The organism is Caulobacter sp. P1_D6 (genome assembly GCF_056406095.1).
Genome location: NZ_JBFUAW010000021.1, coordinates 16721 through 37309, shown reverse-complemented (window position 1 = coordinate 37309; position 20589 = coordinate 16721). Strand labels below are relative to the sequence as shown.

General features: G+C 67.8%; 19 protein-coding genes. 4 read left to right on the top strand and 15 right to left on the bottom strand.

The window, feature by feature from the left end; all coding sequences use genetic code 11:
- Positions 1-47 precede the first annotated feature (47 nt).
- The 8 genes from rpoB to rplJ all read right to left on the bottom strand — a co-directional run bounded on the left by rpoB (position 48) and on the right by rplJ (position 10719).
- The gene (gene rpoB / locus AC1DYP_RS13145) at positions 48-4130 is read right to left on the bottom strand and encodes a DNA-directed RNA polymerase subunit beta (RefSeq protein ID WP_477046705.1); all 4083 of its coding nucleotides are present in this window, start codon (positions 4128-4130) and stop codon (positions 48-50) included.
- Between the two features lie 381 nt (positions 4131-4511).
- On the bottom strand, positions 4512-4961 hold the full coding sequence (locus tag AC1DYP_RS13140) for a hypothetical protein (RefSeq protein WP_477046704.1): 450 nt from the start codon (positions 4959-4961) through the stop codon (positions 4512-4514).
- A 49-nt stretch (positions 4962-5010) separates the two neighbouring features.
- On the bottom strand, positions 5011-7383 hold the full coding sequence (locus AC1DYP_RS13135; protein WP_477046703.1) for a glycoside hydrolase family 31 protein: 2373 nt from the start codon (positions 7381-7383) through the stop codon (positions 5011-5013).
- Between the two features lie 89 nt (positions 7384-7472).
- Positions 7473-7631 (bottom strand): hypothetical protein, encoded by a 159-nt coding sequence (locus tag AC1DYP_RS13130; RefSeq protein ID WP_422178341.1) that lies wholly within the window; start codon positions 7629-7631, stop codon positions 7473-7475.
- A 69-nt stretch (positions 7632-7700) separates the two neighbouring features.
- The gene (locus AC1DYP_RS13125) at positions 7701-8795 is read right to left on the bottom strand and encodes a GYF domain-containing protein (protein ID WP_477046702.1); all 1095 of its coding nucleotides are present in this window, start codon (positions 8793-8795) and stop codon (positions 7701-7703) included.
- Positions 8795-9568, bottom strand: a complete 774-nt coding sequence (locus tag AC1DYP_RS13120) for an RDD family protein (RefSeq protein ID WP_477046701.1) — start codon at positions 9566-9568, stop codon at positions 8795-8797. The genes AC1DYP_RS13125 and AC1DYP_RS13120 overlap by 1 nt, the downstream gene beginning before the upstream one ends.
- Before the next feature lie 204 nt (positions 9569-9772).
- Complete coding sequence (gene rplL, locus AC1DYP_RS13115) at positions 9773-10156, bottom strand: 50S ribosomal protein L7/L12 (RefSeq protein WP_477034194.1); 384 nt, start codon at positions 10154-10156, stop codon at positions 9773-9775.
- A 44-nt stretch (positions 10157-10200) separates the two neighbouring features.
- On the bottom strand, positions 10201-10719 hold the full coding sequence (gene rplJ, locus AC1DYP_RS13110; RefSeq protein ID WP_477046700.1) for a 50S ribosomal protein L10: 519 nt from the start codon (positions 10717-10719) through the stop codon (positions 10201-10203).
- A 538-nt stretch (positions 10720-11257) separates the two neighbouring features.
- Between rplJ and AC1DYP_RS13105 the strand changes: the two genes are divergently transcribed.
- Positions 11258-12616, top strand: coding sequence for an alpha/beta fold hydrolase (locus AC1DYP_RS13105; RefSeq protein ID WP_477046699.1), 1359 nt, complete (start codon positions 11258-11260; stop codon positions 12614-12616).
- On the opposite strand, the gene AC1DYP_RS13100 is transcribed toward AC1DYP_RS13105, so the two are convergent.
- The 3 genes from AC1DYP_RS13100 to rplK all read right to left on the bottom strand — a co-directional run bounded on the left by AC1DYP_RS13100 (position 12597) and on the right by rplK (position 15066).
- Positions 12597-13829, bottom strand: coding sequence for a BaiN/RdsA family NAD(P)/FAD-dependent oxidoreductase (locus tag AC1DYP_RS13100; protein WP_477046698.1), 1233 nt, complete (start codon positions 13827-13829; stop codon positions 12597-12599). The two genes, AC1DYP_RS13105 and AC1DYP_RS13100, sit on opposite strands and share 20 nt — an antisense overlap.
- Positions 13830-13940: 111 nt before the next feature.
- On the bottom strand, positions 13941-14630 hold the full coding sequence (rplA, locus tag AC1DYP_RS13095) for a 50S ribosomal protein L1 (protein WP_056441045.1): 690 nt from the start codon (positions 14628-14630) through the stop codon (positions 13941-13943).
- Positions 14631-14634: 4 nt separating this feature from the next.
- On the bottom strand, positions 14635-15066 hold the full coding sequence (gene rplK, locus AC1DYP_RS13090; RefSeq protein WP_007661528.1) for a 50S ribosomal protein L11: 432 nt from the start codon (positions 15064-15066) through the stop codon (positions 14635-14637).
- A 144-nt stretch (positions 15067-15210) separates the two neighbouring features.
- On the opposite strand from rplK, the gene AC1DYP_RS13085 reads away from it, so the two are divergent.
- Positions 15211-16773 carry an FAD-binding oxidoreductase gene (locus AC1DYP_RS13085; RefSeq protein ID WP_477046697.1) on the top strand — a complete coding sequence of 521 codons (1563 nt, stop codon included), beginning with the start codon at positions 15211-15213 and terminating at the stop codon, positions 16771-16773.
- 72 nt (positions 16774-16845) lie between these two features.
- Here AC1DYP_RS13085 and AC1DYP_RS13080 read toward each other — a convergent pair whose 3' ends face one another.
- Positions 16846-17814 carry an SDR family NAD(P)-dependent oxidoreductase gene (locus AC1DYP_RS13080; RefSeq protein ID WP_477046696.1) on the bottom strand — a complete coding sequence of 323 codons (969 nt, stop codon included), beginning with the start codon at positions 17812-17814 and terminating at the stop codon, positions 16846-16848.
- 105 nt (positions 17815-17919) lie between these two features.
- Here AC1DYP_RS13080 and AC1DYP_RS13075 point away from each other — a divergent pair, with 105 nt between their 5' ends.
- Positions 17920-18498 carry a TetR/AcrR family transcriptional regulator gene (locus tag AC1DYP_RS13075; protein WP_477046695.1) on the top strand — a complete coding sequence of 193 codons (579 nt, stop codon included), beginning with the start codon at positions 17920-17922 and terminating at the stop codon, positions 18496-18498.
- A 21-nt stretch (positions 18499-18519) separates the two neighbouring features.
- On the opposite strand, the gene AC1DYP_RS13070 is transcribed toward AC1DYP_RS13075, so the two are convergent.
- From AC1DYP_RS13070 to AC1DYP_RS13060, 3 genes are all read right to left on the bottom strand, one after another.
- Positions 18520-18978: an N-acetyltransferase family protein gene (locus AC1DYP_RS13070; protein WP_477046694.1), complete on the bottom strand. Its 459-nt coding sequence runs from the start codon at positions 18976-18978 to the stop codon at positions 18520-18522.
- A gap of 40 nt (positions 18979-19018) precedes the next feature.
- Positions 19019-19249, bottom strand: coding sequence for a hypothetical protein (locus AC1DYP_RS13065; protein WP_477046693.1), 231 nt, complete (start codon positions 19247-19249; stop codon positions 19019-19021).
- Positions 19250-19351: 102 nt separating this feature from the next.
- Complete coding sequence (locus tag AC1DYP_RS13060) at positions 19352-20104, bottom strand: MauE/DoxX family redox-associated membrane protein (RefSeq protein ID WP_477046692.1); 753 nt, start codon at positions 20102-20104, stop codon at positions 19352-19354.
- Between the two features lie 76 nt (positions 20105-20180).
- On the opposite strand from AC1DYP_RS13060, the gene AC1DYP_RS13055 reads away from it, so the two are divergent.
- Entirely contained in the window at positions 20181-20588 is a 408-nt protein-coding gene (locus AC1DYP_RS13055) for a MerR family transcriptional regulator (RefSeq protein WP_477046691.1), read from the top strand.
- The last annotated feature ends 1 nt before the right edge of the window (position 20589 follow it).

The window sequence follows — 20589 nt, the reverse complement described above, 5'->3', positions numbered from 1 at the left end:
GAGCAGAGGCCCCTCCCCCACCGCTAGGTGGAGGAGGGAGATCCGGATCAGCTGTTCTCCAGCTCGACGTTCAGGCCGAGCGAGCGCATTTCCTTGACCAGCACGTTGAAGCTTTCCGGGATGCCGGCTTCGAACGTGTCGTCGCCGCGGACGATCGACTCGTAGACCTTGGTCCGGCCGGCCACGTCGTCGGACTTCACCGTCAGCATTTCCTGCAGGGTGTAGGCCGCGCCGTAGGCTTCCAGAGCCCACACTTCCATTTCCCCGAAGCGCTGACCGCCGAACTGGGCCTTACCACCCAGCGGCTGTTGCGTGACGAGCGAGTACGGACCGATCGAACGGGCGTGGATCTTGTCGTCGACCAGGTGGTGCAGCTTCAGCATGTAGATGTAGCCGACCGTGACCGGACGCTTGAACTGGTCGCCGGTCTGGCCGTCGAACAGGATCGACTGGCCCGACGGATCGACGCCCGCCATGCGCAGGTGCTCCTCGATGTCGCCGATGCGCGCACCGTCGAACACCGGGGTGGCGATCGGAACGCCCTTGCCGAGGTTGCGGGCCAGTTCGACCAGCTCTTCCTCGGTTTCCGGCAGTTCCTCGTCCGGGCCGTAGATTTCGGTCAGACGATCGACCAGGGCCTTCTTCTGGCCGCCGGCCTGCCAGTCTTCCAGCAGGTTGGTGATCTGCTTGCCGAGGTTGGCGCAGGCCCAGCCCAGGTGGGTTTCGAAGATCTGGCCGACGTTCATGCGCGAAGGCACGCCCAGCGGGTTCAGAACGACGTCCACGTGCGTCCCGTCGGCGAGGAACGGCATGTCCTCGATCGGCAGGATGCGCGAGATGACGCCCTTGTTGCCGTGACGGCCGGCCATCTTGTCGCCCGGCTGAAGCTTGCGCTTCACGGCCACGAAGACCTTGACCATCTTCATCACGCCCGGGGGCAGTTCGTCGCCGCGCTGCAGCTTGTCGACCTTGTCCTCGAAGCGACGGTCCAGACGCTTGCGGTTCTCGTCGAACAGACGACGCAGGCTTTCCAGTTCGCCCATCGCCTTCTCGTCCTCGAGGGCGATCTGCCACCACAGACCCGGCTGGACTTCAGCCAGGCCCTCGGCGGTGATCGCGCCGCGCGACAGGCCCTTGGGACCCGACAGGGCGACGTTGCCGATCAGCAGTTCGCGCAGGCGGCCCGAGATGTTGCGATTCAGGATCGCGAATTCGTCGTCGCGGTCCTTGCCCAGGCGGTCGATCTCGGCGCGTTCGATGGCCAGGGCGCGTTCGTCCTTGTCGACGCCGTGACGGTTGAACACGCGCACGTCGACGATCGTGCCGGCGACGCCCGGGGGCAGGCGCAGGCTGGTGTCGCGGACGTCCGAGGCCTTTTCGCCGAAGATGGCGCGCAGGAGCTTTTCTTCCGGCGTCATCGGGCTTTCGCCCTTCGGGGTGACCTTGCCGACCAGGATGTCGCCCGGCTGGACTTCGGCGCCGATCGCCACGATGCCCGCTTCGTCGAGGTTGCGCAGGGCTTCCTCGCCGACGTTCGGGATGTCGCGGGTGATTTCTTCCGGACCCAGCTTCGTGTCGCGGGCCATGACTTCGAATTCCTCGATGTGGATCGAGGTGAAGACGTCGTCGCGGACGATGCGTTCGGAGATCAGGATCGAGTCTTCGAAGTTGTAGCCGTTCCAGGGCATGAACGCGACGAGCGCGTTGCGGCCCAGGGCCAGTTCGCCCAGCTCGGTCGACGGACCGTCGGCGATGATGTCGCCGGCGCTGATCTTGTCGCCCACCTTCACCAGCGGGCGCTGGTTGATGCAGGTCGACTGGTTCGAACGCTGGAACTTCGACAGGCGGTAGATGTCGACGCCCGAACGGGCGGCGTCGGTCTCTTCCGTGGCGCGGACGACGATACGCGTACCGTCGATCTGTTCCACGACGCCGGTGCGCTTGGCGATGACCACGGCGCCCGAGTCACGGGCGACCACGGCTTCCATGCCGGTGCCGACCAGCGGGGCGTCGGACTGCACCAGCGGCACGGCCTGACGTTGCATGTTCGAGCCCATGAGGGCGCGGTTGGCGTCGTCGTTTTCCAGGAAGGGGATCAGGGCCGCGGCCACCGACACGACTTGGCGCGGCGACACGTCCATCAGGTCGACTTGCTCCTTCTGGAGCAGGGTCGGTTCACCGTTGATCCGGCCGGGGACCAGGTCGTCGACGATCTCGCCGTTCAACACCTTGATGTTGGACTGGGCGATGACGTGCTTCGACTCTTCCATGGCCGACATGTAGACGACTTCGTCCATCGGCTTGCCGTCGGCGACGCGACGGTAGGGGCTCTCGATGAAGCCGTACTTGTTCACGCGGGCGTGGGTGGCCAGCGAGTTGATCAGGCCGATGTTCGGGCCTTCCGGCGTTTCAATCGGGCAGATGCGGCCGTAGTGGGTCGGGTGAACGTCGCGGACTTCGAAGCCGGCGCGCTCGCGGGTCAGACCGCCCGGGCCAAGCGCCGACAGACGGCGCTTGTGGGTGATCTCCGACAGCGGGTTGGTCTGGTCCATGAACTGCGACAGCTGCGAGGAGCCGAAGAATTCACGCACCGACGCCGCGGCCGGCTTGGCGTTGATCAGGTCGTGCGGCATCACGGTGTCGATGTCGACCGACGACATGCGTTCCTTGATGGCGCGTTCCATGCGCAGCAGGCCGACGCGGTACTGGTTTTCCAGCAGTTCGCCGACCGAACGCACCCGGCGGTTGCCCAGGTTGTCGATGTCGTCGATTTCGCCGCGACCGTCGCGCAGGCCGACCAGCAGCTTCAGGACGGCCAGCACGTCTTCCTTGCGGAGCACGCGCATCTCGTCCGAAGCGTCCAGCTCCAGGCGCATGTTCATCTTCACGCGGCCGACGGCCGACAGGTCGTAGCGCTCGGCGTCGAAGAACAGCGACTTGAACATCGCTTCGGCGGCTTCGACGGTCGGCGGCTCGCCCGGGCGCATCACGCGATAGATGTCGAACAGCGCGTCTTCGCGGACGGCGTTCTTGTCCACGCGCAGGGTGTTGCGCATGTAGGCGCCGACCGTGACGTGGTCGATGTCCAGCACGTCGATGGTGCTGAAGCCTTGGTCGGCCAGGGCCTGGATCGAGGTGACGTCCAGCTCGTCGCCGGCTTCGGCGTAGATCTCGCCGTTCTCGAAGTTGACGGCGTCGCGGGCCAGGTAGCGGCCGGTCAGGGCTTCCGGAGCCAGCAGCAGGGTCTTCAGGCCGCCGTCAGCCAGCTTCTTGGCCTGGCGGGCGGTGATCTTGGTGCCGGCCGGGGCCACTTCTTCGCCGGTGTCGGCGTCGATCAGGGCGAATTCCGGCTTCACGCCGCGCCAGCGCTCGGGCTTGTACGGGGTGGCCCAGCCTTCGGCGCCGGCGGCGGTGCGCTTCTCGAACGGGACGACGTCGTAGAACGTCGTCAGGATCTCTTCGCCGTCCATGCCCAGGGCATAGAGGAAGGTGGTGGCGGGCAGCTTGCGGCGACGGTCGATGCGGACATAGACCACGTCCTTGGCGTCGAACTCGAAGTCCAGCCACGAGCCGCGGTACGGGATCACGCGGGCGGCGAACAGCAGCTTGCCCGAGGCGTGGGTCTTGCCCTTGTCGTGGTCGAAGAACACGCCGGGCGAACGGTGCATCTGCGAGACGATGACCCGCTCGGTGCCGTTGACGATGAAGGTGCCCTTGTCGGTCATGAGCGGGATGTCGCCCATGTAGACGTCCTGCTCCTTGATGTCCTTGACGGACCGGGCGCCGGTTTCTTCTTCCGTTTCGAACACGATCAGGCGCAGCTTGACCTTCAGCGGCGCCGCGAAGGTCATGTCGCGCTGGATGCATTCCTCAACGTCGTACTTGGGCTCTTCGAATTCGTACGAGACGTATTCGAGCACCGCGCGCTCGTTGAAATCCTTGATCGGGAAGACGGACTTGAAGACCGCCTCGATGCCCTCGTCCTTGCGCACGCCCGGACGGACTTCGCGCTGGAGGAACTGCTCGTAGGAGGAGCGCTGAACCTCGATCAGGTTCGGCATCTGCACAGCTTCGGGGATGCGGCCGAAAGACTTCCGGATCCGCTTCTTGCCGGTGAAGGATTGCGCCATGTTTTTTCCCTGCGGCGCGGAACGGAGTCCGCGCGTAAATTCGAATGCCTTAGCGTCCACCCTCGCCGTTCCCCTCGCGGGAGAACGCTGGACGCTGGAATTCCCCTGTCAGGGCAACCGGGACCGGAAGCCTGACGGGCGCCCCTTCGCGCTGATCGGAGGGCGGCTGACCGCGCCTCGGGGCGTATCTTGCGGACACACGCGTACGCGCTCCGCCGAATATCTTCGTGAGCCGGCGGATATAGGACACCCCGGCTGGGTTGGGAAGGGGGTTTATCCACAAAAGAATGCGGAGACGCCTGGAACCGGCCTTGCGGTCGTCAAAGCCCTGCTCGAACCCCGGGGAGAATACGAGGCCGGTCGGAAGTTCCTGCCGACCGGCTAGGCGCTCATGTCCACGAACTGCGGAACCGAGACGCCGTCCTTGCCCTGCTTGCGGGCGCTTTCCATGGCTTCCTTGATCTTCTGCTGAACGGCTTCCTCGACCATCTTCAGCGCGGCCGAGCGTTGCTCGGGCGGCATGGCGTCGAGACGCTCCGACGTGAGGCCCATGGCCTTCATCGCCTCCTCGCGCCATTGCTTGAGCTTCTCTTCCCAGGCGGTCTTCTTGGCGTCGCGCGCGAAGGCGACGAGGCCCTTCTCGCGAACCGAATCCACATCGCTCTGCGCTTCGGTCTTGATCCCGCCGACGGCGAGGCCTCGGCCGACATTCATGCCGTAGCCCGAATAACCTCCAGAGATCCCTGAAATGGTCATGCTCGCCCCTCGCGGTTCGCCGAAAGGTTGCAAGTCTTGTGCCACAACGGGACGCCAGGGCGGTTTGCTCGCCATTGACCCGTCCCCCTCCCGGCGAACGCCGGAAGAGGGACGGGAGCGAAGCCTATCGGGCCGAAACCACCTGCACGGCCGCCAGCGCCTGGGCCGCCAGGGCCTTGTCGCCGGCGGCCGTCAGCTTGCCGGCCTTGTCGTCCCAGTGCAGCTTCACGGTCTTGCCGACACCCTTCTCGTAGGCGTTGGTCACCCCGTCGTCGTCATACAGGGTGAAGTCGGCGTCGCGGCCCGGATAGACCTTCACCGCGTTGATCGCCTGGGGCTGGCTGGTGTTCTGAATCGGCGCGCCCATCGGGATGATCGAGCCGGCCCGGACGAACAGCGGGATGGTGTCGATCGGCGCGTGGACGCTGATCGTCTGGCCGCCGCTGAACTTCTTGCCGGTCCAGTAGTCGTACCAGTCGGCGCCCGCCGGCAGGTAAACGTCGCGGGTCTCGACGCCCTGCTCGGTGACCGGGGCCACCAGGAAGGCCGGGCCGAACATGTACTGGTCGCCCAGGGTCGCCGTCTTGGGATCGTTCGGGAAGTCCATGAACAGGCCGCGCATGAAAGGCGCGCCGGTCTCGTAGGTCGAGTGGCCCATCGAGTACAGGTACGGCATCAGGGCGTAGCGCAGCTTCAGGTACTTCACGACCACCGCCTCGGCGCCCTTGCCGAACGACCAGACCTCGGTGTCCTTGCGCATGCCGTGCACGCGCAGGGTCGGGGTGAAGGTCCCGTACTGGAACCAGCGGGCGAACAGTTCGGGATAGTCGTTGTTCTGGCCGACCACGTYGCGGGCGTCCGACGGATCCAGCAGCGGCGCCTTGGTGGCCGTCGTGGTCTGCGGCAGCCACTGCCAGCCGCCGATGTCGTTGCCCCAATAGGCCAGGCCCGAGGCGGTGAAGTTCAGGCCGGTCGGCACCTGACGCTTCAGCGCTTCCCAGGTCGGCTGGATGTCCGACGACCAGAACAGCGCGCCGTTGCGCTGGGCGCCGATATAGGCGGCGCGCGACAGGATCAGGTTGCGCTTGTCGGGACGGTCGCGGCGCGAGCCCTCGGCCACGCCCTGGGTGTGGACCAGGGGGAAGACGTTGCGGTAGCGGTCGCCCGAACCGATGCTCCAGAAGTGGCCCTCCGGCACCAGGTCCGGCTCGGTCTCGTCCAGCCAGAACCAGTCGAAGCCCTTCGAGGCGATGTTGTCGCGGATCTTGCCCCAGAACCATTCGCGGGCCTGGGGGTTGGTGCTGTCGATCAGCGCGCCGGTGCGGTCGCTGCGGAACGGCAGGCCGTCGACCGGCTTGCCCTCGGCGTCCTTCAGGAACCAGCCCTTGTCGGCCAGATAGTTGAAGTAGCGGCCTTCCTTCTCGTAGCGCGGCCAGACGCTGATGATCGTGTGCACGCCGTTGTCGTGCAGCTCCTTGTTCATCGCGGCGGGGTCGGGGAACTGGGCCGGATCGATGTCCATCTGGCCCATGCGGGTCCAGTAGAACCAGTCCAGCACCATGATATCCAGCGGGTAGCCGCGGTCGCGATAGCCCTTGGCCACGCCCAGGAACTTGTCCTGGCTGTCGTAGCGGGCCTTGGACTGGATGTAGCCGAAGGCGGCCTTGGGCGGCAGCGGCGTGACGCCGGTCAGCTTGCGATAGCCGGCGTAGATCTCGTCATAGCCGCCGGTGATCACGAAGAACGACACCCGCTCGCCGACCTTGGACTGCCACAGGGTGCGGCCGTTGACGCCCGGATAGACGTGGGTGTCGGACGGGTTGTCCCAGAGAATCCCGTAGCCCTTGCTCGAGACCAGGAACGGCACGCAGACCGTCTCGCCGTGCGGGGCGTCGTAGTCGTGCTTGCAGTCGATGGCCCGCCCGCGCAGGTCCAGGATGCCCTCCTGGTTCTGGCCCAGGCCGTAGAAGTGCTCGTCGGCGCTGGTCGAGAAGCTGGCGCCCGCCTGATAGGTCCGTTCGCCCGAAACGACATGCGGCGACATTTCCCATCCCGTCATGCTGACGAGGGGGGCTCCATCCGCCTTGCGGATCTTGACCGAAACCGGCGGCAGGGACGGCGCGAAGTAGCGCTCCATCTGCGAGGGCGCGCCCGGCCAGGGCTGGGCGACGACTTCCAGCGACAGGGCGCCGGAGGTGAAGATGTCGGCCCCGGCCTTCTGGTCGTGGCGCCAGCCCTTGTCGTCGGCCGCGCCCGTGAAGCCGTAGCCCGGCGCGGCTTCGACCGGGGCCTTGTCCTGGCTGATGGTCACCCGGACGATGTTGGGGGCGTAGGTCTCGACCGAGACGTACGAGCCGTTGCGATCCATGACCGCCGGCGCGGCGGCCGCGGCCATCGGCGCGGCCAGGTTGGCCATGATCCCCGTGGCGAGGCTCAGCGCCAGGCCCGAGGCCAGTCCCGCCGTCCAGCGCCGCGCGCTCTCACGAAGCCGATCCATCGCTTCCCCCCATGTTACCGCTATCTATTGCGGCAATGGCTAGAGATGCGCCGGGGCAGCGTCAATAAGATTGATACTATCAATGGGACTCAGTCCCGTCGCAGGACCTTGCCGACCAGCGAGATCGCGAAGCCGATCAGGCAGACGAAGAACGCGATCTTGGCCAGGCCGCCGGCCACGTCGACGACGAAGCCGAGGATGCCGAAGACGATCATCAGGACCAGCAGGATTCCGGCGAGCTTGAGCATGCTGAGGCAACGCGATCCGGACGCGCGCGGTTCCACCCGCGCCTTCCAAACTCGAGGGCTCGGCCGAACTCAGAGGTTCGGCGTGGCGGCCGCCGGCGCGGGCTCCCAGCCTTCGTCACGCATCAGGGCGCGCGCGACCGCCGGGGTGATGGGCTGGCCTTCGCTGTCGAGCAGCCCGGTCAGCATGCCCTGCTCCACCAGGTCCACGCTGGGGACCCGATAGAGCTTGCCGGCCCCGAGCCGGGCGGCCGCGTCCAGGGCCGCCTTCGATGCGCCGCGACGCTCCATGTAGCGCTGGGCCTCCTGGCCCTGGCGGCCGGTCATGACGTCCCACCAGTCACTGTCCAGGTCCGCGACGGTGTCGACGGCGTGAAAGTGGATGTCCATGTCGTAGTCGGCCAGGCGCCTGGTCCCGCCCATCAGCACGATGATGCACGCGCTGGCGCACTGCGACCGCGCCGCGACTTCCAGGCTCGGCCGCGTCTCCAGGAACCGCGCGCTGATCATGGCCTCGTTGACCAGGCCGCCCCGGCTGGTGATGTCGACCCGGCGGACGTCGTGGCGGTCGAACTCGGCCTTGAGGCCCCGCGCGAAGCCCGGCCCGATCTGCCCGTCGACCCGCAGCGCCTTGCCGGCGGGATCATAGACGAACCTGTAGTCCCGCATGCCTTCGGAGGCGGCGGCGATCCTGCCGATATAGGCGGACTGGAAGAGCTCAAGCCCGGCCAGGCTGACCCCCGCGATCGCCAGCAGCACGACCATGATCCGGACCATGCCGCCGGCCTCGCTGCGACCCGAACGCTTCCACCACATCAGAGGCAGGCAAAGCGAGGTGAGGACCAGGACCACCCCGCACCCGATCCAGACCTGGGTCATCAGGCCCAGCGGCACGAAGTCGGTGTCGATATAGACCAGCACGAAGCTCGCGACCGCCGCGGCGAAGAACACCAGGGTCGCCAGCATTGAAACCGCAACGCCCAGTCCGCCACGCTTTGGCGCCGCGCGGGGCCGGGGGAAATATTCGGCGATCGGCGCCCAGTCGCTCATGCCCTCGCGCCAGACCCGCGCCTTGGCGAAGGCGCCGCGATCGCGGGCGGCCCGCAGCTCGTCGTCCGAGAACGGGCCAAGCCGCCGACCCTGGTCGGCCACATGCCAGAGCGACATCAGCTGGCGTGCGACAGCATGTAGAAGCCGATGCGCGCGGCGATCAGGAACGGGATCGCCAGGCACATCAGCACGACCTGCAGGGCGTTCATCGGGCGGTGAAGCACGACCACGCGCTTGGGCTCGTCCCAGGCGGCGTGGCCGTCGCTCGTCAGCCTGCGGAAGGAGTTGATCAGGGTGAACAGCGAGACGAACGGCACGCCGGCGCCGAAACCCGCGAAGAACACGTTCAGTTCGCGCATCAGGCCGGCGAGGACGCCGATCGGCCGCCCGTCGCGCCGCACCACCTTGACCCCGAACAGCCACTTGCCCACCGAGAGGCCGGTCAGCCCGACCATCAGCGCCGTCCCCGGGACGGTCGCCAGCAAGGTCAGGATGAGATCGAGGATCCGGCCGCCCGGCCCGTCGAACAGGGCGAAGAACGCCATGGCGCCCGCCGGATTGACCAGTCCGAAGACGATGCCGATCACGGCCCAGGTCAGCCCCCCGACCACGACCACGTCGATCGCCCGCGCGAAGTAGCGCCGCCAGGGATGCGGCTTGGTGTCGACCCACGCGCCCTTGACCGGCGGGATCTTCGGCGGCTCGGGCGGGGCTGGCGGCGCGAGCTGGGGCAACCACGTCAGGACCGGCGCCCAGCTGACCACGTCGCTGGGGCGGATCAGGGTGTCGCCGGTGATGACCCCCTCGCTCAGCAGCCGCGCGATTTCCTCGACGGTCACCGGTTCGCTTGAACCATTGGCGCCGTCATAGACCCAGAGTCCCGTCGACATAAGCATCCCCCCAATCCCCGTCCCCATCTACGCGAAGCGTTCGCGGGACCGCAACCAGGATGACGCGACAGGCGAGTTGACGACCGTTCGACGGTAGCGGCGGCCAAAGAAAACGGCCCCGGAGGTTTCCCTCCGGGGCYGTCAACTTCAGGCGTCAGAGAACTGACGCCGGCAGGTCCCCCATGCGAGGCATGGGGACATGAATTACTTCACGGTGACCTTGGCGCCGGCTTCGGTCAGCTTCTTGGCGACTTCTTCGGCGACTTGCTTCGAAACGTTTTCAACGACGTTCTGCGGAGCGCCTTCGACCAGGTCCTTGGCTTCCTTCAGGCCCAGGTCCGGACGAACGCCGCGGACTTCCTTGATCACGTTGATCTTCTTGTCGCCACCGTCCGTCAGGACGACGGTGAATTCGGTTTGCTCTTCGGCGGCTTCGGCCGGAGCGGCGGCAGCGCCACCAGCGGCGGCGACGGCGACCGGAGCGGCGGCCGAGACGCCCCACTTTTCTTCGAGCAGCTTGGAGAGCTCAGCAGCTTCCAGGACCGACAGGGTGGACAGTTCTTCAACCAGCTTATCGAGCTTCGACATGGGTATTTTCCTTAGAGAATGAGGGATTTATGCAGAGATGACCGTTACGCGGCGTCTTTGGTCGCGTAGGCGTTGAAAACGCGCGCCAGTTGGCCAGCCGGGGCCTGCAGGACGCCAGCGATCTTGGTCGCCGGAGCCTGGATGAGGCCGATGAGCTTGCCACGGATCTGGTCGAGCGACGGCAGCGTGGCGAGAGCCCGCACCGCAGCTTCGTCCAGAACAGTCGTCTGGCCCAGGATGCCGCCGACCAGCTTGAGCTTGTCGTTTTCTTTGGCGTACTGGGTGACGATCTTGGCGGCCGAAACAGGATCCTTGCCGAAGGCGATGGCGACCGGGCCGGTGAACAGGGCATCGCCCTTTTCGCCGATCGAGCCGTCGAGCGCCTTTTGGACCAGGGTGTTCTTCACCACCTGGAACGTGCCCTCTTCCTTGCGGAGGCGGGCGCGCAGTTCAGTCATTTCCGCAACGGTCATGCCCGAATAGTGGGTCACGACGACAGCGCCGGCGCCGGCGAAGACGCTTTTCAGCGACTCGATCGACTCCTGCTTTTGAGCGCGGTCCATTGCGGTCTCCTACTCAATTACAGCGGCCGGACCATTCCGGCAGCCAAATGCTCGGCGCATGAAGGATCGCTCCCGCACGCGAGTTGCATCAGCCTGTTCCAAGGAAAGTCAGCCGCGCGTCCCCATCCCGTAGGCGGAAATTGCGTGGTCTTGTCCATCCCTGTCTCCCGACGGCGAGGAAGGGCTCTTCCTCGATTATGGCGTTGGTGACCCCACGCCCCGCTGTTCACAAACAGGTCTTCGCCGGGCGAACCCGACGGAGAAGGGGCGGCGTATAGACGGTTTGGGGAAGGATTTCAACAGGGGGCGCCAAATTGCCCCTTCCACCCTCAACCGCCATTCCGGGCCTTGTGCCCGGAACCCCTCTGTCCGCCGCAAGGGCGGGAGGGGCGGTTCGCTGGCGAACCGCTTGCGTCTCACGTGTCAGCTGAACCAGGGGTTCCGGGCACAAGGCCCGGAATGACGGCTGAAATGGGAGCACAGGCTAGCCTCCCTCCGGGATTTCCGCATAACAGAAGACGCCAAAGGGGACCCATCCATGAAGCGCACGCTCACCGCCGGCCTCGCCGCCCTGTTGCTCATCGGCCTCGCCGCGCCCAGCCACGCCGAACCGCGCTTCGCCCCGATTCCCAAGGCGGTGATCGCCGATCCGGCCCGCGACGCGGCCCATCCGGCCGACATGGCCGTCTTCACCGTTCCGACCGGCGGCGTGCGGGTCAACGCCATGATGTACCTGGCCTCGGGCGACCAGCCGCATCCGACGATGCTGATGCTGCACGGCTTCCCCGGCAACGAGACCAATATCGACCTGATGCAGGCCGTGCGCCGGGCCGGGTGGAACGTGATGCGGGTCAACTACCGCGGTTCGTGGGGCAGCCCGGGCAAGTTCTCGTTCGCCAACAGCCGCGCCGACGCCGAGGCCGCCCTGGCCTTCCTGCGCGACCCGGCCAATGTCGCCAAGTACCGCATCGACCCGACCCGGATCGTGGTGGCCGGCCACAGCATGGGCGGCTTCATGGCCGCCGACGCCGTCGCCGGCGATCCCCAGACGGCGGGGGCGATCCTCATCGACGCCTGGGACATCGGCAAGCAGAAGGCCGACCTGGTCGATCCGGCCAAGCGCAAGACCGCCCTAGAGAACCTGCGCGACAGCACCCCGCCGCTGGCCGGAACCAGCGCCGAACTGCTGGCCAAGGAGATCGAGACCACCTCCGCCAAGCTGGACCTGGAAGCGCTGAGCGCCCGCATCGCCGACCGCCCGGTCCTGATGATCGGCGCCGAGCACGCCGGCGCGCCCACCACGCGCAAGCTGGCCGCCGCCGCCCGCCAGGCTCAGGCCAAGGCCTTGACCGAAACCTACATGGACACCGACCACAGCTTCTCGGACAGCCGCATCGCGCTGGGGGCCGAGGTGCTGCGGTGGCTCGGCCAGTTCGATCCCGCCTCGGCCAAGGTCGGCACGCCGCAGGCGCCGCTGAAGGGCGCCTATGACGAGGCCAATCCCTTCGCCCGCATCCTGCGCGGCGAGATCGTCGTGCCCAAGGTCTACGAGGACGACCAGGTGCTGGCCTTCATGGACCACGCCCCGGCCGAGCCGGGCCACGTGCTGGTCATCTCCAAGACTTCCAAGGCTCGCAACCTGCTGGAGATCTCGCCCCAGGACCTGTCGCGGCTGATGGCCGTGGCCGCCCGCGTGGGCCAGGCCCAGGTCGACGGCCTGGGCGTCGAGGGCTTCACGATCGTCCAGAACAACGGCGTCGGCCAAAGCGTGCCGCACCTGCACATCCACGTCATCCCGCGCACGGCCGGCAAGCCGCTGATGTTCGTCGAGAACGAGAAGGGCGATCCGAAGGCGATCGAGGCGGTGGCCGCGAAGATCAGAGGGGCGATGAAGTAGGGGCCAACCGCTCCACCACCCCCCGCGCCGCCGCCACGCCCGTCGCGAAACAGGCTTGCAGGAGGTAGCCGCCGGTCGGCGCCTCCCAGTCCAGCATCTCGCCGGCCACGAACACGCCGGGGGCGGCCTCCAGTTCCAGCCCGTCGAGCGCGTCGAAGCCCAGCCCGCCCGCCGACGAGATCGCCCGCTCCAGTCCCTGGGCGCCGGTCAGCACGATCGGCGCGGCCTTGATCGCCGCCGCCAGGGCGTCGGGCGCGACCGGCAGGGCCACGCCGTGCGCCTCGCGCAGCAGGCCGATCTCGACCGGCGACAGATGGACGGCCTTGCGCAGCCAACTCGACAGCGACTGCCCGCCACGCGGCTTGGACAGGCGCGCGGTCAACTGCTCCAGCGAGACGTCGGGCCGCAGGTCGATCTCCAGCCTCGCCGAGCCCCTCGCCTGGATCGCGTCGCGCAGAGCCGCCGACAGCGCGTAGACCGCCCCGCCCTCCAGCCCGTAGCCCGCCGCCAGGGCGTCGCCGCGCGAGACCTGTCCTTCAAAACCCAGGGCGACGTTCTTCAGCGGCGAACCGGCGAACCGCTCGCGGAACACCTCGCTCCACGCCACCGTGAAGCCGACATTGGCCGGTCGGAACGGCGCGATTTCCGCGCCGCGCGCGGCCAGCAGCGGCGCCCAGGCGCCGTCCGAGCCGAGCCGGGTCCAACTGGCCCCGCCCAGGGCCAGGATCGTGGCGCGGGGCCGCACCGTTCGAGTCCCCTCGGCGGAATCGAAGGTCAGGTCGCCGGCCGCGTTCCAGCCGGTCCAGGTCGAGCGGAGGTTCAGCGCCACGCCCTGCCCTTCCAGCCGCGCGATCCAGGCCCGCAGCAACGGCGAGGCCTTCAGCGCCTTGGGAAACACCCGGCCGCTGGTGCCTACGAAGGTCGCCTGCCCCAGCCCCTCGGCCCAGGCTACGAGGTCGGTCGGCGTGAACGCCTCCAGCATCGGCCGCAACCGCGCGCTCGCCGCGCCGTAGCGCCCGGCGAACCGTTCGAAGCCCTCGGAATGGGTGAGGTTCAACCCGCCCCGCCCGGCCATCAGGAACTTGCGCCCCAGGGTCGGCATCCGCTCGAACACCGCCACCGACAGCCCGGCGCCGCTCAGCACCTCGGCCGCCATCAGCCCGGCCGGCCCGCCGCCGATCACGGCGACGTCGAGAACTTGGGGGTCGGTCACGCGGGCTGGATGTCCGTCAGCGAGAAGAGGTTATCGCTCTTATAGGGTCCCAAACGCAAAGCGGGCGCTGGATCGCTCCAGCGCCCGCTCGCATAGTCTAGGCCGTGAGGCTTAGGCGTTGATCGAAGCGACGTCGATCTTGAAGCCCGGACCCATCGTCGACGACAGGCCGATACGCTTCACGTAGATGCCCTTGGCGCCGGTCGGCTTGGCCTTGTTGAGCGCGTCGACCATGGCCTTCACGTTCAGCAGCAGGGCTTCGTCGGTGAACGAGACCTTGCCGATGCCGGCGTGGACGATGCCCGCCTTCTCGACGCGGAACTCGACGGCGCCGCCCTTGGCGTCCTTCACGGCTTGGCCGACGTTCGGGGTCACGGTGCCGACCTTCGGGTTCGGCATCAGGCCGCGCGGGCCCAGCACCTTACCGAGGCGACCGACCAGGGCCATCATGTCCGGGGTCGCGATGACGCGATCGAAGTCCATGAAGCCGCCGGCGATCTTTTCGTACAGATCTTCGGCGCCGACGTGTTCGGCGCCGGCCGCGGTGGCTTCGGCCGCCTTGGCGTCCTTGGCGAAGACGGCGACGCGGACGTCGCGGCCGGTGCCCGACGGCAGGTTCACGACGCCGCGGACCTGCTGGTCGGCGTGGCGCGGATCGACGCCGAGGTTGACCGAGATCTCGATCGACTCGTCGAACTTGGCCTTGGCGTTGGCCTTGACCAGGGCGATGGCGTCGGCGACGGCGTGGGCGGCTTCACGATCGCCGGTCCAGGCTTGAATGCGCTTGGGTTGCTTGGCCATGGTCTTAGGCCTCCACGATCTTCAGGCCCATGGCCTTGGCGGAGCCTTCGATGATCTTGGCCGCGGCCTCGAGATCGTTGGCGTTCAGGTCCTTCATCTTCTTTTCGGCGATCTCGCGCAGCTGGGTGCGGGTCACTTCGCCGACGGTCTCGCGACCGGTCAGCTTGGCGCCGGACTTCAGGCCGGTGATCTGCTTCAAGTAGTGCGTCGCCGGGGGCGTCTTGGTGACGAAGGTGAACGACTTGTCTTGGTACACGGTGATCACGGTCGGCAGGGGGGTGCCCTTTTCGACGTTCTCGGTGCGCGCGTTGAACTCCTTACAGAAGCCCATGATGTTGACGCCGCGCTGGCCCAGTGCGGGGCCGATGGGCGGTGAAGGCGTGGCGGAGCCGGCCTTCACCTGGAGCTTGATATAGCCCAGGATCTTCTTAGCCATTGTATCCTCTCAAGAAAGCCGAGCTAACGGCCTTCGCTGGTTGGCCGTGGTGCGGGCTTGGCGTCCCTTCCACGGATTTGATCTCGCCATAACGACGAGCACGCCCCGGGACAGGGTCCTGGAGCGAGGCGCGGCATGTAGCAGGTGGGATGCGGGGAGTCTAGCACGGGGCGGCGCGCCAAGACGCTCGACGCCCGTGATCGGTCGGCTAAGCTTGCGCCACTTGCCGGGGCTGGAGCGACGCCGATGTCTGGGAGACTTTCGCGTCGCGCAACGCTCAAGGGGGCGGTCGCCGCGACGCTCGCGGCTCCCATCGCCTCAGCCATGACAGCGGCCAAGGCGGCGACGCCGCCGATCGTCCTCGACGACGCCAGCGGTCTGGATGCGACCCGGGTCGCCCGCCACCTGCGCCCTCGAAGCCACGACAGCGCGTTCGTCGACGCCCTGCGGCGGGAACTGAAAGCGGCCGCCGCAGACAATCGCCCCGTCTGCGTGGGCGGCGCCCGGCACTCCATGGGCGGACAAAGCCTTTCGCGCGACAGCACCGCGATCACCTTCGACCAGGGATGGTGCGCCCCGAACGCCAGGGCGATGAGTTATCGCGCGCCCGCCGGCACGCGGTGGCGCGAGGTGATCGCCGCGCTGGACCCCGTCGGCTTCGCGCCCAAGGTCACCCAGGCCAACAGCGACTTCACCCTCGGCGGCGCCTTTTCGGTCAACGCCCACGGCTGGGCCGCGCCCTTGGGTCCCATGGGGTCCACGGTCCGCGGCGCGACAATCATGCTGGCGGACGGCGAGGTCGTTCGCTGCTCGCCGAGCGTGGAGTCGGAGCTCTTCAGGCTGGCCATGGGCGGCTACGGCCTGTTCGGCGTGCTCCTGGATTTCGAGGTGGAGATGGCGGCGAACACCCGCCTGACGCCCAGCTATGCGCAAATGCCGGCGGCGGAGTTCGGGCCGCGCTTCGTGAAGGCCTTGCACGCCCCGGGCGTCGCCATGGGCTATGGCCGTCTGTCCGTGGCGCGGCGCAACTTTTTCCAGGACACGCTTCTGGTCACCTACAAGCAGGTCGAAGGGCCGCCGGCGCGCCTATCCAGCGAGCCGGACCGACTCTCGGGCCTGACGCGGCAGGTCTATCGCTCTCAGATCGGTTCCGAGACCTGGAAGCGCGCCCGGTGGTACGCCGAGACGGTGCTGAAGCCCGAACTCGATCCGAAGCTCACCACCCGCAACACCTTGATCAGTTCGCCGGTCAGCGATCTCTCGGAGCGGAACCCGCATCGCACCGACATCCTCCACGAGTACTTCCTTCCGCCCGCGAACCTGGGCGGCTTCCTGGCCGATTGCCGCGACATCATCCCGAAGTCCGGCGCGGAGCTTCTCAACGTCACCCTGCGCTACATCGCCGCCGATCCCGTCAGCGTCATGGCCTTCGCCCCCACCGAGCGCGTGGCGGCGGTCATGTCCTTCTCCCAGCCGAAGACGATCGAGGCCGACGCGAAGATGCGGCCCGTGACCCAGGCCTTGATCGATCGCGCCATCGCGCACGGCGGATCCTTCTACCTGCCCTACCGCCTGCATGCGCGCGCCGACCAGCTGGATCGCGCCTATCCCAACCTCGGGCGCTTCATCGCCGCGAAACGCCGGCGCGATCCGCATGGTCTGTTTCGCAACACGATGTGGGACCACTACTTCGCGAGCCGCGCCTGACCCGAGGACCGGGGAGCGGCAATGGCCCCCGTCCTCCGAAGGACGAGGGCCAGCGCTGGATGCCGACAGGCCCTAGAAACTCTCGCCGACCATCCGCTCGCTCAGCGCCCACAGGGCCTGGGCGCGGGCGGGGTCGAGGGCGTAGGACCGCACGCCGGCGCGGATCTGCGAAGCATCGTCGACCAGTTCGGCCACGTGGCAGTCCTCGCTATAGCGGCCGGCGACCTCCTCGACCGGCGCCTTCACCCCCGCCCAGACGCTGGTGGCCGCGCCTTGCGGAATGGTCTTCCATTCGATGGGCGGCTGGCCGGCGGCGGCGGCCTGGGCGTTCAGTTGGTCGATCCAGCCTTGGATGAAGGCCGGGTCCAGATGCCGGGCCAGTTCGGTCTGGATGCCGCCCGGATGGACGGCCGCGGCCCGCACGCCGCGATCCTTGTGGCGGCGATCGAACTCGACGGCGAACAGGATGTTGGCGGTCTTGGAGCGGCCATAGGCTTCGAACGGCACGTATTCGGTGGTCTCGAAGTTCGGGTCCTCGAGGTTCACGTCCGAGAAGCGGTGGCCCGACGAGGCCAGCGACACCACGCGCGAACCCGCCTTCAGCAGGCTGGCGATGCGGTTGATCAGCACGAAATGGCCCAGGTGGTTGGTGCCGAACTGGGTCTCGAAGCCGTCGGCGGTCTTGCCGAACGGCGGGGCCATCACCCCGGCGTTGGCGATGACCAGGTCGAAGGGCTTGCCGTCGGCGACCAGGGCGTCGGCGCAGGCGCGGACGCTCTTCAGGTTCGCCAGGTCCAACTCGACCAGCGACAGCGAACCACCGCTCTTGGCGGCGGCTTCGCGGACGACGGCGGTCGCGCCTTCGGCCTTGGCCAGGTCGCGGGCCGCCCCGACGACGTCCGCGCCGTGGGCGGCCAGGACGCGGGCGGTCTCCACGCCCAGCCCGGCCGAAACGCCGGTGACCAGGACGCGCTTGCCCGTCAGATCGACGCCGGCCAGGACGTCGTCGGTGGTGGATTTGGCGCCGAATTGTTCGCTCATGACTCTCGATTCCCTTGCAGGGTTGTTGTCCGAGCCCGCCGGGGAGATTAAATGGAGGAAGGCTCCGGATACATATTCGGAGGCACCCTCCGTTTTTCAAGGCCGATGCCCGAAGATTCCCAAATCAAGGCCCGCAAGCCCCGCGCCGACAGCCTGCGAAACCGCGACCTCCTGCTGACGGCGGCCAAGACGGCCTTCACCGCGTTGGGCGCCGAAGCGCCGCTGGAGGAGATCGCAAGGCGGGCCGGCGTCGGCATCGGCACGCTCTATCGCCACTTTCCGACGCGGGAGGCCCTGATCGCCGCCGTCTACGCGCGGGAGATCGAGCAACTCGCCGCCTCGGCCGACGCCCTGCTGGCGGAGCGCGCCGCCGGCGAAGCGCTGGAGGCCTGGCTGAACCTGCTGATCGACTACATGGCCACCAAGCGGGTCGTGGCTCCGGCCTTGCGCGCCGATCCCGGCGAAGGCTCGAAGCTCTACGCCAGCTCGGGCGCGACCATCCTGCCGACCCTGGAGCGCCTGACCGAAGCCGCCAGCGCCGCCGGCGACATCCGGCCCGACATCGGTTTCGAGGACATCCTCAGGATGATGAGCGGCCTCAGCATCGGCTACGAGCAGCCTGGCTGGGACGCCGGCGCGCGGCGGCTGCTGAGCGTGATGATGGCGGGGCTGCGGGCGAGGTAGCGCCTTCCAGCGCGGAAGACGTCAGAGCAGCTTGCGATAGACGACGAACCCGGACTTCTCGGCCACATGATCGTACAGCCGCATGGCTGTGGTGTTGGTCTGGTGGGTCTGCCAGTAGACCCGGCTCGCCCCCGCCGCCTTGGCCGCGTCGTAGGCCGCTTCGATCAGCGCCCGACCGACGCCCTTGCCGCGCGCGCCGAGCGTCGAGAACAGGTCCTGCAGGTAGCAGCTGGGCTCGATCGAGATGGTGCTGCGGTGGAACAGGTAGTGCGCCAGGCCCAGCAGGCGGCCGTCCTGTTCGGCGACCAGACCATGGACCGGTTCGTAGGCGTCGAAGAACCGCGACCAGGTCATCGCCGTGACCGCCGGATCCAGCGCCGTGTCGCCCGAGCGGCCGTAGTGGGCGTTGTAGCCATCCCACAACGACAGCCACTGCTCGTGGTCCGCGCGGGTCACGGGGCGGATCGCGAGGTCGATCATGGTCGGGTCCTGGAAGCGGCGGCGGGCGGGCGCATCCTCGCTATTCCTTGGCGCGGCGCAACGGCTTGGGCCGTTCCTCGCGCCCGACCGCCTCGGTCAGGTCGAAGACCAGCTTCGACGCGCCCGCCGCGATCAGCCACAGGAAGGCCAGGATGCGCAGCAGCGGCGCCTCGTGCGGATGCTGGGCGGCGAGCATCAGCAGCAGGACGAAGCCTCCGACCGCGGCGAGGGCCAGGGCCAGGGAGGCGAGCTTGCAGTGGAAGACGGACATCGGACGGGTTCCAGTCTGGGAAACACCCGTCCTTGTCGCGCCGAACCGCGTAAGGGCTCCATTCGACTCCGCGCCGCCGGCGTAAGCGGGGCGTAAAGGCCGCTACATCGCCAGCATCCAGAGCGCCATGACCACCATCATCAGGTTCTCGACCAGCGAGACGAAGCCCAGCGGCACATTGCTGTCGCCGCCGACGCAGGCGCACTTCATCTCCCGCTTGTCGACATAGACGGCCTTAAACACCGACACCGCCCCGACGCCGCCGATGAACAGCGCCACCGGCGCCGACAGCCAGGTCAGGACGCCGGCGATCATCAGCACCCCGGCCCCGACCTCGGCGAACGGGTAGAGGTAGCCGTAGGGCAGCCAGCGCCGGGCCAGCAGGTCGTAGCCCAGGAACATGGTGGCGAAGGTCTCGACGTCGCGCAGCTTCAGGATACCGAGCACGCACATCGAGAAGGCGATGAACCACTGGAGGGCTTGCGGGGTCAGGGCCTGGCCGGTGGCGGCGCGGCTGACGGCCAGGGCCATCAGGGCGGTGACGGCGAACACCGCGATCACCGGCGTGTAGGTCTTGGCCTTGGGGTCGCGCATTGGCTTGCCGAAGTGGCGGCGCAGGTCATCGTAGCCGCCGATCCTCCGGCCGTCGATGAAGGTCTGGGGCGTGGTCGCCACCTCGTGGGCGGCCTTGAAGGCGTCGATCGCCTCGCGCGTGGTCAGCAGGTGATCCTCGACGGCGTAGCCCTGGCGACGCAGCAGGTCCTTGGCGCGCAGCCCCCAGGGGCAGAGGTGCTGGGCGGTGGCCATCCGATAGAGGACGGCGGTCCGGGGCGGGGTCTTGGCGGCGGCGGTCATCGCGAGGGTCTCTCCGGCTTGCCCGAGAACGGGACCCCGCTCATATGGGTTCCGTACCATGGTACGGAGTCAAGACATGAAGACGACGACGATCGCGGGACTGGCCAAGGCCGGCGGGGTGGGCGTGGAGACCGTGCGCTACTACCAGCGGCGCGGGTTGCTGGACCAGCCGGCCCGGCCCGAGGGCGGCGGCTCGGCCGGCGTCGTGCGCCGCTACGGCGAGGCCGACGTGCGTCGCCTGCGCTTCATCCGCGCGGCCCAGGCCGCCGGCTTCACCCTGGAGCAGGTCGCCGAGTTGCTGGCCCTGGACGCCGGCGACGACCACGCCCGGGCCCGCGGCCTGGCCCTGGAGCGCATCGTCGCCCTGGACGCCAGGATCGCCGAGCTGGAGACGGCCCGCGATGCGCTCAAGCGCCTGGCCCGAGCCTGCGGCGAGACCACCGCCGGCCCCTGCCCCATCCTGTCGGCGTTCGAGGAGGCCTGAG